The organism is Stenotrophomonas sp. 86428_Sma (assembly GCF_056481585.1).
Window position 1 is genome coordinate 417,755 of record NZ_CM151156.1, and the last position, 14,370, is coordinate 432,124.

The window sequence follows — 14,370 nt, forward strand, 5'->3', positions numbered from 1 at the left end:
ATTCAATTCTTGCAGGAGAGAGCAGGGGATGAAGGCTTACAGCATCAAGCGGGCGGCGTTGTGCGTCGCCCTCGGGGCGTGTCTGGGCGTGATGCTGCCCGGCACCGCAATGGCGCAGAACGTGAGCGGCGCGGTGGCGGGCCGTGCCACCGCCGGTGATCAGGTGACCGTGATCAGCAACAGCACGGGCCTGACCCGCTCTGTCACGGTCGGTGCCGATGGCAGCTATCGCCTTGGCCAGCTACCGGTGGGCGACTACCAGTTGCAGCTCAGCCGTGATGGCCAGAAGCTGGGTGATCAGGTTGCTGTCAGCGTCGCGATCGGCGGCACCACCACGGTCAATCTGGCAAGCGGCGGCGGCGTCACCAATCTCGATGCACTGCAGGTGGTCGGCACACGCGTCGTCAATCGCGTGGATGTCTATTCCACCGAAACATCCTTCAACATCAATCGACAGGAAATCTCGCGCCTTCCTGTGGCGCAGGACCTGTCTGCGGTCGCACTGATGGCGCCTGGCGTGGTCGGCGGCAACTCGTCCTTTGGTGGCTTGTCCTTCGCCGGCTCGTCGGTGGCTGAAAATGCCGTCTTCATCAATGGCCTGAATGTCACCGACATGTACACCCGTCGCGGCTTCAGTACCGCGCCGTTCGCCTTCTTCAAGGAGTTTCAGGTCAAGACCGGCGGATACTCGGTCGAGTTCGGCCGCTCCACCGGTGGCGTGATCAATGCGGTGACCCGTTCGGGCAGCAACGAGTTCGAAGGCGGCGTGGAAGTCACCGCTGAACCCAGTGCATGGCGCTCCAGCGGCGGCGACCACTTCCATCGTGATGGAACCCCGCATTCGTATGGCAGCCGCGACAACAACTCGTTCCTGAAGACCAACGTGTGGGGCTCCGGTCCGATCATCAAGGACAAGCTGTTCCTGTTCGCGATGTATGAAGACCGCAGTGACAAAGGGCACAACACCTCGTCCGATGGCAGTACCTGGTTCAAGAATGATTCCGGCAACGGCTTCTGGGGCACCAAGCTGGACTGGAACATCAACGACAACCACAGCCTGGCGCTGCTGGCGTTCTCCGACGAAGGTGACGTCACCAACGCCTCGTATGGCTACAACTGGAACGCAGACCAGCTCGGTGCATGGGGCGGTGATTCGGTCACCGAGACGGGTGGTCGCAACTGGTCGGCCACCTATACCGGCCACTTCGGCCAGAACTTCACCGCCCGCGCCATGGTCGGCCAGAACAACCAGCGTGCGTTCACCAATTCGTCGCTGGACCAGGCCTGCAGCCCGGTGTTCACCGACAGCACCTACGGCGCGCGGCTGGGCAAGCTGCTGGGCCTGCGCGCAGGCTGCCACCCCACCGGCACGGCAGTGGCCGAGCGTGACGATACCCGTGACGTGGCGCGACTGGACTTCGAATGGCAGCTGGGTGATCACCTGCTGCGCTTCGGTGTCGACCGTGAGCTGATGACCACAAAGCAGTCCACCCGCTACCCCGGTCCGACCGAGTTGAGCTACACGGCCTACGTAGCGCGACCTGGCGATGAAGTCTGGGACGGTGCCAATGCCTACGTGCCAGCAGGCGTTACCGAAATGCTGCGTGCGCGCAACCGCAAGTCGGGAGGCACGTTCGAGACTGAAGCCAATGCCTTCTACGTGGAAGACATCTGGAACATCACTCCGAACCTGATGCTCAACCTCGGCGTGCGCTGGGACCGTTTCGAAAACCGCACCGCCGCCGGCAAGGCGTTCATCAAGATGGACGACCTGGTCGCGCCGCGTGTGGGCTTCTCGTGGGACATGCGCGGTGATGGCAGCACCAAGCTGTTCGGCAACGCCGGCCGCTACTACCTGCCGGTTACCAACAACATCAACGTGAACTTCGCCGGTGGTCTCACCGACGAATACAGCTACTACGTGCTCAATGGCTGGGAACAGAAGACCTCGCCGACAGGCTCGCCGTACATGGCACCGATCGTCGGCCAGCAGATCGGGCCGACCGACACACGCATGAACACCGGCGGTGCCGACCTGCGCCAGAGCGTGGACCGCGATCTCAAGGCGGTCTACCAGGACGAGTACATCCTGGGCTTCCAGAACATGATCAACCAGGCGTGGTCCTGGGGCGTCAACGCCACCTATCGACGGATGACCCGTGCGCTGGATGACATCCGCATCAACTACACCCCGTGCGGCCCGACCCCGAGCACGCTGTGGCCGATCGCCAATCCGGGCGAGAGCCTGACGATCTGGGGCGACAAGAGCATCGGCTGCGCCAACGAAGGCTGGATCACCATCGACACCGCCAACAGCGGCTATCGAAAGGGCGGCAGCGGCGAGGTGATCGGTTACTCCAAGCCCAAGCGTACCTACAAGGCGCTGGAGTTCCAGATCGACCGTGCATGGGACGAGAAGTGGATGTTCAACGCGTCCTACCTGTGGTCGAAGAGTGAAGGCAACTTCGAAGGACCAGTGAACTCCGATACCAACTACGGTGATACCGGCATGGTCCAGTTCTGGGACCACCCCGCCACCAACGAGCGCTACGGCGTACTGTTCAACGACTTCCGCCACCAGTTCAAGCTGCGAGCTGCGTACGCACTGAACAAGCAATGGTCCTTCGGCACCACGTTGCAGGTGCAGTCCGGTGGCCCGATCACTGCGTATGGCGTGATGTGGCCAAACGACTCCATCGCCGGTGGCAGTACCTCCAGTGAAGGTAGTGGCGGTGGCACCGGTTGGCTGTGCGTGGCCAACTGCTCCGGCCCATACAACCAGCGACAGTTCGAGTACAGTCCGCGCGGCGCGTTCGGTCGCCTGCCATGGACGTGGACCATGGGCGCCAATGTGACGTGGCGTTTGCCGGTGGAAGGCGTCGACCTCAGCGCACGGCTGTCGGTCTACAACCTGTTCAACAATCAGAAGACCATCAACGTGCACCAGCGCTATGAAGCGCAGCCCGGCCAGTACCGCGAGGCGACGTTCGCCACCGGGACGCGCTGGCAGGCTCCGCGCTATACACAGTTGGTGGTGACCTGGAATTTCTGAGGCTGCATCCCGTGCCGTCCGTGTGGGCGGCGCGGGCATTGGAAGGGAAGCGTGCATGCATCATCTGCTGATCCTCGCAGCGGCATTGGCCGCACCCTCCGCATCGGCGACCGACACCGCCCCCCTCGATACCGATGTCGCCGCCGTGGTCCGGCACGAGCACCTGCCCGGGCTGGCCATGGCGGTGGTCGAGAACGGACAGGTGGTCTATCGCCATGCCGAGGGCGCGCGCGGTGATGGCGGCCGCATCGACGAGGACACGCTGTTCAAGATCGCCTCCAACAGCAAGGCGATGACCGCCGCGTTGCTGGCGCGGCTGGTGCAGCAGGGCAGGCTGCGCTGGGATGACCCGGTGCGGCGGCACCTGCCCGGTTTCCGCATGCATGACGCATGGGTGGGCCAGCAGATGCAGGTGCGCGACTTGCTGATCCACAACAGCGGCCTCGGCCTGGGTGCCGGCGACCTGATGCTGTGGCCGGAACCGAACTCGTTCACCCGCGCCGACATCATTGCCGGACTGGCGCACTTGAAGCCGGTCAGCAGCTTCCGCAGTCACTATGCCTACGACAACCTGATGTACGTGGTGGCCGGCGAAGTGGCCGCTGCGGCCGCTGGCAAACCCTATGACCAGCTGATGCGCGAGCAGGTGTTCGAACCACTCGGCATGACGCGCTGCCAGGTGGGGGCCTGGTCGCTGAAACGCGTGGGCAACGTCGCCCAGCCACATGCCTGGCATGGTGATCGCAATGCGGTGGTGAACGCCGACGGTGCCATCAGCCCGGACCTGCCGTCCATGGCGGCCGGAGGCATCCGCTGTTCGCTGCGCGACATGACGCGCTGGATGCAGGTGCTGCTCGACCCCGCGCTGGTGCCGGACTGGTTGGGCAATGAACAGCGCCGCACGCTGTGGACATTCCATATGCCGATGCCGCTGGGTGAACGCCAGCGGCGCTGGGACAACGCGCACTTCTACGGCTACGGCTATGGCTGGCGCGTGTCGGACATGGACGGGCAGTGGAAGGTGGCACACACCGGCACGCTGTCGGGGATGTACTCGTCGCTGGCGCTGCTGCCCGACCGGAAGGTGGGGGTAGTGATGTTGATCAACGGTGAAGGCGAGGATGCGCGTACCGCGTTGATGCAGGCCGCGCTGAAGCGCTTCACCGCAGCGGACGGTGCGCGGCCTGCGTTGGAGTATCTGGCCGAATTGAAGGCGGACCAGGCCGCTCGTGCGGCAACCGCGCATCAGCGGCCGTCCACCGTTGCGGCGCAGGAGACGAGCCGCACGGATCTGCCGCACTGGCAGGGCCGTTACCGCGATCCGTGGCTGGGCCCGGCCTCACTGTGCCCGGGCGCGGACGGCCTGCGCTTCAGCGTGGACAAGTCGCCAAAGCTGCAGGCGGCCGTGCTGCAGTTGCAGGGGCGCTGGCTGCTGCGCTGGGATACGCTGGGCGAAGACGCACAGGCCTGGCTGCAGCCCGGTGACGGTGCACCGCCCACACTGGACCTGCGTGCCATCGATCCGGACATCGACTTCAGCTATGACTTCCAGGACCTGCATTTCACTCGTACTGGCGACTGCCCTGGCAGCGAGCGCCAGCGCCGCTGAGCCGCCGCGTGTTTCGCCGGCCACTGATGCCGCCAGCGCCGGATTCGTGGAGATCCGCACGTTGTCGCCAGGCATCGAGATGGACATCCGCTACGCCGGCGCGAACAACTTCACCGGCGCGCGCGTGCCGGGTTACGAGGGGCCGTCCTGTTACCTGCTGGCGCCGGTGGCGAAGGCGCTGGCACAGGTGGAACAGGACCTGCGCGCGGATGGCTTTGGCCTGCGCCTCTACGACTGCTACCGGCCGGTGCGTTCGGTGCAGGCCTTCATGGCCTGGGTGAACGATCCGCGCGAGCGCTCGCGCAAGGCTCTGCAGTACCCGGATCTGGACAAGCCATGGCTGCTGGCCGACGGCTACATCGCCGAGCGCTCCGGCCATAGCCGCGGTGCCACGGTGGATCTGGGGCTGCTGGATTGCGGCAGTGGTGCATGTAGGCCGATGGACATGGGTACCGACTTCGATTTCTTCGGGCCACGCGCGCATACGCAGACGAGCGGGCTGAGCGCTGCGCAGCAGGCGAACCGCAAGCAGCTGGTGCAGGCGATGGCGCGCCGTGGTTTCGTCAACTATCCGCAGGAGTGGTGGCACTACACCCTGCAGCCCGAACCGGACCCGGGCACCGCATACGACGTCCCCGTGCGGTAGGGACATCGGCAGAGGGGCGCTGCTGTTGGTAGGTGTCGACCTTGGTCGACACGGTAGATCCACGCCATGCGTGGACGCCTTTCGTTCAATCATCGGAGTATTCGATTTCGATGGAGATTTCATCCACGCATGGCGTGGATCTACCGTGGCTACCGGATTGGGTCCGGGGCAGATCCCTTACACTGGCCGCCATCCCACCGTTGCCCACCCGATGAACCTTCCCCTGCACTTCGGCCTGCTCGGTACCCTCGAAGCGGGCGCCATTGCCCTGCTGGTCGGGCTGCTGGTGTACTTCCTGTGGTCGCAGCTGTGCCGGCTCCTGCACTGGACGGTCGGCCACGCCATCGGCTGGTCCTGCGTCATCGCCGTGATCATCTCCGCCGGCATCGATGCCTGGAAGCTGTTCTACATAGGCATCGTGCGTCTGGAGTCGCCCCTGTATGCGCGCCTTTTTCTCGCCACCATCCACGATCCGAACGAACTCGGCAGCCGGGTGGTGCTGGAAATCGCCGGCGCGCTCGCTGGTGTCGCCCTCGGCTGGGTGGTGTTCAGTTCGCGGTCATCGGCTCAGAACGTCGACTGACGCAGGTTTTTCGTTCGCTGCCGGTTAAATCCGGCAGCGCTGAATGCGCATCTTATGAGCCGCTCACTTGCTGCTAACCACCGCGCTAAAGCATGCGTGGAGGTGAGTGGTTAATCGTGCGTGTTGACGCCGGTCGCGGGGCAAAATCGATTCAGAAACGCGGTGGCAGGGTAGGTGCCGTGCGGAGACAACACGCCGCGCAACACCACCCAATCGGTAGGAGACACCCCTGATGACTATTCGCAACCGCAAGCCCCTGATCGCCCTGATCGTCGCCGCTGGCAGCGTGCTGGCCATTCCGGCGATGGCCCAGTCGGCCAAGCAGCAGGCGGCGCATGCGCAGAACGAGGCCGCACAGGCCCAGCAGGCGGCTGCACAGGCCGGCCAGGCCGCCGACCAGGCGACCAACGCTGCCGCAGCCGCATCGGCGCAGGCCAACGGCGGTGGCCAGACCTGGGCCAGCATCGATACCGATGGCAACGGCACCATCAGCAAGACCGAGGCGCAGGTGAACGCAGGCCTGGCCCAGGTGTTCGACCAGGCCGATACCAACAAGGACGGCGAGCTGAGCGCCGATGAGTACAAGGCCTACGTGGCCGCCCAGCAGGCAGGTGCAGGTGCCGGCGCGGCGCAGGGCCGCTGATCCACGCCTGATTCGGGAAGACCGGTGCATGGGGACCTGGGCGGCTGCGGCCGCCCGGGTTTTTATCGTCACCAGCACCCCTGTATCCTTGTGCGATGAACACCCCCACGCCTGCGCCGTCGCGCGCCATCGGCCTGGTCGGTTTTGACGGTGACGATACGCTGTGGAAGAGCGAGGACTACTACCGCAAGGCCGAGCAGGATTATCTTGACCTGCTGTCGCGCTACGTCGACGTGCATGACACGCAGACCGCGCGCCACCTGCTGGAAGTGCAGCAGCGCCATCTGGGTACCTTCGGCTACGGCGTGAAGAGCATGACGCTGTCGATGATCGAAGCGGCCATCGACATCACCGGCCAGCGCATCGAGGCCAAGGACATCCAGCGCATCCTGGACATCGGCCACGACACCCTGCGCCACCCGGTCGAACTGATCGACGGTGTGCGCGAAGCGGTGGCGGCCATCGCCGAGCACTACCCGGTGGTGCTGATCACCAAGGGCGACCTGTTCCACCAGGAAGCGAAGATCAAGGTCGCCAACTTGGCCGAGCTGTTCCCGCGCATCGAGATCGTCTCCGAGAAGGACCCGGAGACCTACGCCCGCGTGCTGGCCGAATTCGACCTGCCGATGCAGCGCTTCGTGATGGTCGGCAACTCGCTGCGCTCGGACATCGAGCCGGTGGTGACCTTGGGTGGCTGGGGCGTGCATACCCCGTACGCGGTGACCTGGGCCCACGAGACCCAGCACGGCGTGGCCGACGACGAACCGCGCATGGTCACTGCCGATACCGCCCATGATTGGCCGGCCGCACTGGCCGCGATCGAGGCCAAGGCCTCGGCGGCGGCCTGACAGGACCCGGCGGCTGCGGCAGAATCGTGGCATGAACGTCCGACTGCGAGCGCTGTTGTTGTCCCTGCTGCTGGTGCCGGCCATCGTGCTGGCCCAGCAGACCGCCAAGCGTTCGGCGGCCTACACGGTGGAAACCGGTGACCGCTGGGTCGATGCCCAGCTGCAGGACATCAACCACTACGCCGAACGCTACCCCGACGCCTTCCTCGACGAAGTGTCGCGCTATGCCGAGGTGCCGCGCGGTTACATCAGCGCGCTGTTCACCACCCATGGCTGGCAGGCCGGGGATATCTACTTCGCCTGCTTCTGGGCCAAGGCCAGCGGCCAGACCTGTCGCGACAGCGTGCGCGCCTTCAGCCAGGACCCGGAGGGCGGCTGGGAGGCGGTGGTGAAGCGCATGCCGGCCAAGCCGGACAACCTGCATTACCGCGCCGTGCGCCATGCCATCGTGGCCAGCTACCAGCACTGGGACCGGCCGATCACCCTGGATGCCACCCTGAGGCGCCAGCTCAAGCGGTAGTGCCGGCCACTGGCCGGCAACTGCATCATTCCAGGCATCCGGAGGTTGCCGGCCAGCGGCCGGCACTACCGATTTCCTTCATGTTGCTCTGCATATCGCCGCGGCCCCGCGCTCCGGCGACAATACGGGTTCGAGCTGTTCCCCGTTCCCGTAATCGAGTGACTGATGAGCGCCTCTTTCGTTTCGCCTGATGTGATCCGCCGCCTGTTCGCGCAGGCCATGTCCCGCATGTACCGCACCGAAGTGCCGCTGTACGGCACGCTGGTGGAACTGGTGGAGCGGATCAACGCGCAGGTGCTGGAGCAGGACCCCGCTCTGGCCGCGCAGCTGCAGCGCAACGACGAGCGCGCACGCCTGGATGAAGAGCGCCACGGCGCGATCCGCGTCGGCACCGTGCAGGAACTGGCGACGCTGCGCCGCCTGTTCGCCGTGATGGGCATGTACCCGGTCGGCTACTACGACCTGTCGGTCGCGGGCGTGCCGGTGCATTCCACCGCGTTCCGCCCGCTCACCGCCGCGGCGCTGGCGCAGAATCCGTTCCGCGTGTTCACCTCGCTGCTGCGCCTGGAGCTGATCGAAGATGAAGCGCTGCGTGCCGAATCGGCGCGCATCCTCGAACGCCGCCGCATCTTCACCGAGGGCGCGCTGGCGCTGATCGAGCAGGCCGAGCGTGATGGCGGGCTGTCGCAGGCCGATGCCGAGCGCTTCGTCGATGAAGCACTGGAAACCTTCCGCTGGCATGGCGATGCCACCGTCGATCTGCCGACCTACCACGCGCTGCACAACGCGCATCGCCTGGTGGCCGACGTGGTCAGCTTCCGTGGCCCGCACATCAACCATCTGACCCCGCGTACGCTGGATATCGACGCGGCGCAGGCGGCGATGATCGAGCATGGCATGGCCGCCAAGGCGGTGATCGAAGGTCCGCCGCGCCGTGCCTGCCCGATCCTGTTGCGCCAGACCAGCTTCAAGGCACTGGAAGAAGCCGTGCATTTCCCGGACAGCGAGGGTGGCGATGCCGGCACCCACACCGCGCGCTTCGGCGAGATCGAACAGCGTGGCCTTGCGCTGACCCCGAAGGGCCGCGCGCTCTACGACCAGCTGCTGTCGCAGGCACGCGATGCCGGTGGCGAAGGCAGCACGGGCGGCGACTACGGCCAGCGCCTGCAGGCGGTGTTCGCCAGCTTCCCGGATGACCACGACACGCTGCGCCAGGAAGGCCTGGGCTATTACCGCTACCAGTTGACCGATGCCGGTCGCGCCGCGCCGGAGCGCGTGGCTGATCTGCCGGCCGAAGTGCTGGTGGCCGCCGGCCTGGCCACCGCCGACCCGATCGTCTACGAGGATTTCCTGCCGGTCAGTGCGGCGGGCATCTTCCAGTCGAACCTGGGCGGCGAAGAACAGCGTGCGTATGCCGCACACGCCAACCGCGAAGCCTTCGAGCAGGCGCTGGGCGTGGCGGTGAATGACGAGTTCGAGATCTACGAGCGGCTGCAGGCTGAGTCGCTGGCGGCGCTGCGCATCGCGTGAAGGTAGAGCCGGCCGCTGGCCGGCTGTTCTGGGGAGCCGGCCAGCGGCCGGCTCTGCCAGAGTCTCCGGATCTCAGCTCTTCATCGTGCCGGTATCCAGCCAGCGCTGGTGCCACGACAACGCTTCCGGCAGCAGATGCGGGGTGTGCTTGCCGTAGCTCTCGCGGCTGGCACGGTCGAAGTAGTCCTGCAGCTGCGGGCGGAAATCCGGGTGCGCGCAGTTGTCGATCAGCACCTGCGCACGCTTGCGCGGGGTCAGACCACGCAGGTCGGCCAGGCCCTGCTCGGTGACGATCACCGACACGTCGTGTTCGGTGTGGTCCACGTGGCTGGCCATCGGCACGATCGCCGAGATGGTGCCGTTCTTCGCGGTGGACGGGCTCAGGAACGCCGACAGGAAACCGTTGCGGGCAAAGTCACCGGAACCGCCGATGCCGTTCATGATCCGCGTGCCCATCACGTGCGTCGAATTGACGTTGCCGTAGATGTCCACCTCGATCATGCCGTTCATGCCGATGCAGCCGAGGCGGCGCACCAGTTCCGGATGGTTGGAGATTTCCTGCGTGCGCATGATGATGCGCTCGCGGTAGAAATCGATGTTCTCCTTGAACGTCTCGTTGGCCTGCGGACTCAGCGCGAAGCCGGTGCACGAGGCATAGCTCAGCACGCCGTCACGCAGCAGGTCGAGCATGCCGTCCTGGATCACTTCGGTGAACGCGGCCAGGTCGCGGAAGCCGCTCTTGGCCAGGCCGGCCAGCACCGCGTTCGGAATATTGCCCACGCCCGACTGCAGCGGCAGCAGGTTCGGCGGCAGACGGCCCTTCTTCACTTCATGCTTGAGGAACTCGATCAGGTGCGAAGCGATCTGCTCGCTGGTCGCATCGATCGGGCTGAACGGGCTGTTGCGGTCCGGGCCGTTGGTGCGCACCACGGCCACGATCTTGTCCGGGTCGCAGCGCAGCGCGGTGTCGCCGATGCGGTCGTTGGCGTTCACCAGCGGAATCGGCTTGCGGTGCGGCGGCAGCGCGGTGCCGTAGTAGATGTCATGCATGCCGTCGACGCCGGCCGGCTGCCATTCGTTGACCTCGACGATCACCTTCTTGGCCAGGTCCAGCCAGGTCTTGTTGTTGCCGACCGAGGTGGAGGGCACCAGCGAACCGTCTTCGCGGATGGCCGAGACTTCGAGCACGGCGGTATCGATCTCGCCATAGAAACCGAACCACACGTGCTGGGCCACGTGGCTGAGGTGGATGTCGATGTAATCCAGCTTGCCCTCGTTGATGCGGTTGCGCGCATCCGGGTCGCTCTGGAACGGCATGCGCATGGCGATGCCATCGGCCTTGGCCAGCGCGCCATCGAGTTCCGGCGCGGTGGAGGCGCCGGTCATCAGCTTGATCTGGAAAGGGTTGCCCTGGGCATGCACCGCTTCGATGCGGCGGGCCAGTTCGACGGGAACGGCCTTGGGATACCCGGAGCCGGTAAAGCCGCTCATGGCCACGGTTTCACCGGGCTGGATCAGCGCGGCTGCGGCCTCTGCGGAGACCACGCGGTCACGGAGACGCGCGTTGGCGATGCGATCAACAGACATGACGACACGTGTTGCTGGGGGGAATTCCGATTATCGGCCATCCTCATCCGTACGGGGGGTTCTACCTTCGTGGAATGGCTTTTCCCCAGGGGCTCACCCAAACCCGCCGGTTTTGTTTTGCAGTGCAGCGTGCAAAGTGCTTTCGCAGCCCGCACGATGGCCCTGCATCCCGACGTGGGGGAGGGATGCAGAGCCCGCTGGCAGTTCGCTGCAAGCGGGCTTTTTTATTGCCTGTCGTCCAGTATGAATACGCGGTCTCCATTATCGGTAGTGCCGGCCGCTGGCCGGCAACCCCAGCAACCTTCGGCAGGATCGTCGGATCTGCCGGCCAGCGGCCGGCACTACCGGGTCCGTTGCGTCCCGGCCGGGTCGATACAATCAGTTCATGACCCTCGCCTCCGCTGACGTGCCCGCCTCCCTGCAGCCTCTTGTCGACCGCGCCTTGGCGCGCCTGGCCCAGGTCCTGCCCGAGCCTATCCCGGCCAACCTGCTGCCGTTGCTGACCCGGCTGGCGGTGGCCAGCGACTTCGCGCTGGACACCCTGGTGCGGCAACCGGCCTTGCTGGCACAGCTGGCCGCGCCCGGCTGCCCGCCGATCCCAGCGCCGGTGCTCGATCCGCTGCAGCCCAGCGACTGGCCGGCGCAGATCCGGCGCTGGCGTACCGCGATGTCCACACGGCTGATCTGGCGTGACCTGACCGGTCTGGACGACGTGGCGCAGACTCTGGCCGGTGCCACCGCTTTGGCCGAAGACTGCCTGCGGCTGGCGCTGGACGCCCTGCAGCAGGAATTCGCCCAGCGTCACGGCGTCATCGCCGATGAACACGGCATCCCGCAGCAGCTGGTGGTGTTCGGCCTTGGCAAGCTGGGCGGTGGCGAGCTCAACTTCAGTTCCGATGTGGACCTGGTCTACGCCTATCCGCAGGGAGGTGAATCCGATGGACCGCGTCCGTTGGCGGCCGAAGAATATTTCGCCCGTCTCGGCCAGCGCCTGGCCAAGCTGCTGGACGAGACCACTGTCGATGGCTTCAGCCACCGCGTCGACCTGCGCCTGCGCCCGTTCGGCAGCGCCGGTCGGGTCGCGCTGTCGTTCGCAGCGATGGACCAGTACTTCCAGCGCGAGGGCCGCGACTGGGAGCGCTATGCGTGGCTGAAGGCGCGCGCAGTGGCCGGCGATATCGATGCCGGTGAGGCGTGGCTGCAGACCCTGCGCCCATTCGTGTACCGCCGCTACCTGGATTTCACCGCGCTAGACGGCCTGCGCGAAATGAAGGCGGCCATCACCGCTGAAGTCGCACGCCGCGAACTGCACGACGACATCAAGCGCGGTGCCGGTGGCATCCGCGAGATCGAATTCCTGTGCCAGGCGCTGCAGCTGATCCGCGGTGGTCGCGAACCGGCATTGCGCGAGCGTCGGCTGCTGGTGGCGCTGGACGCACTGGTGGCCGCCGGGCAGATCGCGCCCGAGGATGGCAGCGCATTGCGCGAGGCTTACCTGTTCCTGCGCCGGCTGGAAAATCGCCTGCAGATGCTGCGTGACGCGCAGACCCATGTGCTGCCCAGCGACGCACTTGACCGCGAACGCATCGCTGTTGGGCTCGGCTACCCGGACTGGGAGGTGCTGCGCGCGGCACTGGCCGTGCAGCAGCAGCGCGTCAGTACCGAATTCGCCGCGTTGCTGGCACCGCGCAAGGGCCAGGCCGCGCCCGACGCGCTGGCCAACTACTGGCGCAGCCTGCCCGAAGGCAGCAACGCACCGCTGCTGGCCGAAGCCGGTTTCCTCGATGCCAACGGCGCCGACCAGTCGCTACGCGATTTCGCCCAGGGCACCGGCGTGAAGTCGTTGTCCGATGCCGCGCGTGCGCGGCTGGATCGCGTGCTGCCCGCGCTGCTGCATGCGGCCACGCGTTCGCCGCAGCCGGATGCCGCACTCAAGCGCGTGCTCGGCCTGTTGCAGGCGGTGCTGCGCCGGACCAGCTATCTCGCCTTGCTGGACGAACAGCCCAGCGCACTGGCGCGGTTGGTCGATGTGCTGGCGCGCAGCGCGCTGCTGGCCGAACGGTTGGCGGCGTATCCGCTGCTGCTGGACGAACTGCTGGACGTGCGCGTGTCCGGGCCGATGCCGGATGCCGCCGGAATGCTGGCGGAGTGCCAGCAGGTACTGGCGGTGGAAGATCCCGAATCCGCACTGCGCTGGCTCAATGAAACGCGGCTGGCACTCAGCTTCCGCATGGCGATGGCCACGCTGGATGGCCGCCAGGGTGCGGTGGACAGCACCCGGCAACTGGCCGAGCTGGCGCAGGCCGTGGTGGTCACCGTGTTGGCGATGGCCGAAGCGGACATGCATGCCGCACACGGCGAGATTCCCGGCGGGCGCTTCGCGATCATCGGCTACGGCAGCCTTGGTGGGCTTGAACTGGGCTTCGGTTCCGACCTGGACCTGGTGTTCCTGCACGACAACCCGGCCGGCGTAGATGCCAGTGATGGCGCGCGTCCGCTGGAGCCGGGGCGCTGGTATGCGCGCCTCGCGCAGAAGGTGATGGCGCTGCTTGGTGCGGTCACCGCTGCCGGCCGCCTGTACGACATCGATGTGCGCCTGCGCCCGGATGGTGGCAAGGGTTCGCTGGTGTCTTCGTTGGCCAGTTACACCGAATACCAGCGCGAACGCGCGTGGACCTGGGAACACCAGGCGCTGGTGCGCGCGCGTGGCGTGGCCGGCGATGCCAGCCTGCTGGCCGACTTCGAGCAGGTGCGTGCGCAGACGCTTGGGCGTGAGCGCGACACGGGTGTGCTGTACGCGGACGTGCTGAAGATGCGCGGCCGCATGCGCACCGAACTTGACCGCAGCGATGCCTCGCGGTTGGACCTGAAGCAGGGTGCGGGTGGCGTGGTGGACCTGGAGTTCCTGCTGCAGACCGGCGTGTTGGCGCGTAGCGCCCGGCATGCAGCGCTGCTGCAGCCGCGCGATACACCTTCGTTGATCGATGCGTTGGCCGTTGCCGGTTTCCTGCCGGAAGACACGGCGCAGGCATTGCATGGAGCACATGCCACGCTGCTGGACGTGGGCCTGGCCTGCACCCTGGACCGGCGCCCGCGACTGGCACCGACCACGCCCGCGATTGAAGACGCGTGTGCCGCGATTACCGCCGCGTGCATCGCCGCGGAGCTGCCGTTCGCCTGAGTGGGTGCAAATGCTGCAACAACTTTGGGTGGGTACCGACCGGATCATTGGTCGGCGATGACCCGCTGTTGGTAGATGCCAACCTTGGTTGGCATGAATGCAAAGCGCCAACCAAGGTTGGCAGCTACCAGATCAGTGGCTCGGCGATGACCCGCCGTTGGTAGGTGCCGA

General features: G+C 66.0%; 10 protein-coding genes. 9 read left to right on the forward strand and 1 reads right to left on the reverse strand.

The annotated features are described in order from the left end of the window. The first annotated feature begins 28 nt into the window (after positions 1–28). From ACZK3J_RS01850 to hglS, 8 genes are all read left to right on the forward strand, one after another. The gene (locus tag ACZK3J_RS01850; RefSeq protein ID WP_478476340.1) at positions 29–3,052 is read left to right on the forward strand and encodes a TonB-dependent receptor; all 3,024 of its coding nucleotides are present in this window, start codon (positions 29–31) and stop codon (positions 3,050–3,052) included. 55 nt (positions 3,053–3,107) lie between these two features. Next, positions 3,108–4,661, forward strand: a complete 1,554-nt coding sequence (locus tag ACZK3J_RS01855; protein ID WP_478476341.1) for a serine hydrolase domain-containing protein — start codon at positions 3,108–3,110, stop codon at positions 4,659–4,661. After that, a complete protein-coding gene (locus tag ACZK3J_RS01860) occupies positions 4,594–5,307 on the forward strand; it encodes a M15 family metallopeptidase (protein ID WP_478476342.1) in 714 nt (237 codons plus the stop codon). Before ACZK3J_RS01855 ends, ACZK3J_RS01860 begins: the two co-directional genes overlap by 68 nt. Positions 5,308–5,518: 211 nt before the next feature. Then, the gene (locus tag ACZK3J_RS01865) at positions 5,519–5,890 is read left to right on the forward strand and encodes a hypothetical protein (protein WP_100437722.1); all 372 of its coding nucleotides are present in this window, start codon (positions 5,519–5,521) and stop codon (positions 5,888–5,890) included. Positions 5,891–6,122: 232 nt separating this feature from the next. After that, on the forward strand, positions 6,123–6,533 hold the full coding sequence (locus tag ACZK3J_RS01870; RefSeq protein WP_049437070.1) for an EF-hand domain-containing protein: 411 nt from the start codon (positions 6,123–6,125) through the stop codon (positions 6,531–6,533). Positions 6,534–6,628: 95 nt separating this feature from the next. Next, complete coding sequence (locus tag ACZK3J_RS01875; RefSeq protein ID WP_032130030.1) at positions 6,629–7,381, forward strand: HAD family hydrolase; 753 nt, start codon at positions 6,629–6,631, stop codon at positions 7,379–7,381. A gap of 31 nt (positions 7,382–7,412) precedes the next feature. Beyond that, entirely contained in the window at positions 7,413–7,901 is a 489-nt protein-coding gene (locus tag ACZK3J_RS01880) for a hypothetical protein (RefSeq protein ID WP_049462171.1), read from the forward strand. Positions 7,902–8,066: 165 nt separating this feature from the next. Beyond that, positions 8,067–9,431 (forward strand): 2-oxoadipate dioxygenase/decarboxylase HglS, encoded by a 1,365-nt coding sequence (gene hglS / locus ACZK3J_RS01885; RefSeq protein WP_478476343.1) that lies wholly within the window; start codon positions 8,067–8,069, stop codon positions 9,429–9,431. A gap of 72 nt (positions 9,432–9,503) precedes the next feature. Here the strand turns inward: hglS and ACZK3J_RS01890 are convergent, their stop codons facing one another. Then, positions 9,504–11,018 (reverse strand): acetyl-CoA hydrolase/transferase family protein, encoded by a 1,515-nt coding sequence (locus ACZK3J_RS01890; protein ID WP_478476344.1) that lies wholly within the window; start codon positions 11,016–11,018, stop codon positions 9,504–9,506. Between the two features lie 385 nt (positions 11,019–11,403). On the opposite strand from ACZK3J_RS01890, the gene glnE reads away from it, so the two are divergent. Then, positions 11,404–14,199 carry a bifunctional [glutamate--ammonia ligase]-adenylyl-L-tyrosine phosphorylase/[glutamate--ammonia-ligase] adenylyltransferase gene (glnE, locus tag ACZK3J_RS01895; protein ID WP_478476345.1) on the forward strand — a complete coding sequence of 932 codons (2,796 nt, stop codon included), beginning with the start codon at positions 11,404–11,406 and terminating at the stop codon, positions 14,197–14,199. The last annotated feature ends 171 nt before the right edge of the window (positions 14,200–14,370 follow it).

Coding starts and splice junctions, on each gene's coding strand:
- ACZK3J_RS01850 (WP_478476340.1), top strand. CDS start 29: ATGAAGGCTTACAGCATCAAGCGGGCGGCGTTGTGCGTCGCCCTCGGG.
- ACZK3J_RS01855 (WP_478476341.1), top strand. CDS start 3,108: ATGCATCATCTGCTGATCCTCGCAGCGGCATTGGCCGCACCCTCCGCA.
- ACZK3J_RS01860 (WP_478476342.1), top strand. CDS start 4,594: ATGACTTCCAGGACCTGCATTTCACTCGTACTGGCGACTGCCCTGGCA.
- ACZK3J_RS01865 (WP_100437722.1), top strand. CDS start 5,519: ATGAACCTTCCCCTGCACTTCGGCCTGCTCGGTACCCTCGAAGCGGGC.
- ACZK3J_RS01870 (WP_049437070.1), top strand. CDS start 6,123: ATGACTATTCGCAACCGCAAGCCCCTGATCGCCCTGATCGTCGCCGCT.
- ACZK3J_RS01875 (WP_032130030.1), top strand. CDS start 6,629: ATGAACACCCCCACGCCTGCGCCGTCGCGCGCCATCGGCCTGGTCGGT.
- ACZK3J_RS01880 (WP_049462171.1), top strand. CDS start 7,413: ATGAACGTCCGACTGCGAGCGCTGTTGTTGTCCCTGCTGCTGGTGCCG.
- hglS (WP_478476343.1), top strand. CDS start 8,067: ATGAGCGCCTCTTTCGTTTCGCCTGATGTGATCCGCCGCCTGTTCGCG.
- ACZK3J_RS01890 (WP_478476344.1), bottom strand. CDS start 11,018: ATGTCTGTTGATCGCATCGCCAACGCGCGTCTCCGTGACCGCGTGGTC.
- glnE (WP_478476345.1), top strand. CDS start 11,404: ATGACCCTCGCCTCCGCTGACGTGCCCGCCTCCCTGCAGCCTCTTGTC.